This is a genomic window from Campylobacter sp. RM19073, from assembly GCF_024723495.1.
Classification (GTDB): Bacteria; Campylobacterota; Campylobacteria; order Campylobacterales; family Campylobacteraceae; genus Campylobacter; species Campylobacter porcelli.
Window position 1 is genome coordinate 1 of sequence record NZ_JANQCT010000055.1, and the last position, 1,754, is coordinate 1,754.

The 1,754-nt window shown below is 34.3% G+C and carries 1 protein-coding gene; it reads left to right on the top strand.

Translation table 11 applies throughout. The features are described 5' to 3' along the window. On the top strand, positions 1-1,670 hold a 1,670-nt coding region (locus CSUIS19073_RS08195; RefSeq protein WP_337214414.1), incomplete at its 5' end, for a hypothetical protein. Between the last annotated feature and the right edge of the window lie 84 nt (positions 1,671-1,754).

A 1,754-nucleotide genomic window follows, 5' to 3' on the forward strand; every position in this document is an offset into this window, starting at 1 on the left:
ATCACGATAAATGTGAAATTCTCAGTATGGAAAAAGGCTATAATACCCCAAGGGCTAATGCTAGGGGCATAAAAGCTACGATGACAAATTACGCAGTTAAATATTATGAGTATAAAGCTGATGAAAATTCAAGTTTAGCACCAAGATATTATATAGATTATCCGCTTTGGCGTTTAGGCGATAATAGCGGTAATATGATACTCTTTAACCAACCAAAAGGATTTATAAATGGTAGGAGATATAGCATAATTTATAAGGTCAAAAGAACTTCAAATTATATTAGGTCAGATATATATAATAGCACTAGTGGGACTATGGTTACAGAGTATATATTTTATGTCAAAGCATACGAGCAAACCTTTGAAAATGGCAAAGAGATAAATCATTTTAGGGGATATAGCAAGGTAGTAGCTACAACGCATAGCGTAACCCCAGTTTATAACGACAAAGGTTTTCATACCAATAATGATATAAAAGAAACTCTACAAATGCCTTATATAAATTTTATAATGGCAAATTTAAAAATCACAAATACATTATCTACGCAAAATTATAGCTTTTGGACTACAAATTCACAAAGCGATAGTTATAAAAAAACAATAGAGCAATGGAGTGAAGCAGAAGTAGAGCCAAAAGCAAATTATGATGATTTAGAGCTTAAGATTGAGAGTGAAACACTCTATCCAGTTGGAGTGCGTGGTGGCTTAGGTGGAACTCCTATTTTAAATGATGGTAGAATTCTTAGTTTAGTAGAGTATGATGATAGGACAAGAGAGTTATATGTATTTTTAACTGAAACTTTCTACGCTGATAATGATATGCCAACTCGTGGAGCTTTTAAATGGTATAAAGAGTGGAATAGTCATTACTGCTTATATGTGTATGAGAAAAAGCAAAATTTTGGCTTTTTAGCTCCCGTTATTATGGTCTTAGCTGTTGTTTTAACTATTTATACAGGTTATGGCGGAATAGCTGCTATAAATGCGATTAGTGCTACTGCTGCGACTACTGCTACTATAGCTGTTGTATGGACTGGAACGATTTTAAGCGGTATAGGATTTATGCTTAGTATGATGGGTGCTATAGGTCTAGGCTCAGCAACGACGATTAAGCTTGGTAAGATATTTGGTTTAGCTGGTGCTGTAGTAAATATATCTACTATGATAAGCAATATCTGGACTAAGTTATCAGCTCAAGTGGCTATAAATGCGTCGCAAATCTCAGCCAAGGGAGTAGCTGTAAATAGCGGACTTAGTCAAACTAGTGGGTTATATGCCACGACTGGCTTTGCTAATGCTTCATCGGTGGGGGCAAATTTCACAACTTCAACTACTTTTGGGCTTTTTGCTAGTGGAAATACGTATATATCGCCACTTACAGCTATAGCTATATCGCAACCAGTAGGTGTTAGTCAAATAGCAAGTATGAGTATAAATATGCTTAGTAGTGCTTATAGCATATATTCAGACACTAGAGATATTTTTCGCCCAGCAAATGAATTTAGCGATGATGAAATGCCTACAAATGATGATAAGCCTAAAATTAACTTCATACAGATGAATTCGCAGTATATAAAGCGTAAGCACTATAGCATTTTAGAAAATTACGATTTAGGTCTTGAGCGTGGCACACTACTTTATATCCCAAGTGTGAGAGATAGATTTAGTTAAGTTAATTATTTGCGGACACAATAACGGACACTAAATAAATTAAATAGCATTAAACACTAATATATAGATATTTTTTAATATATA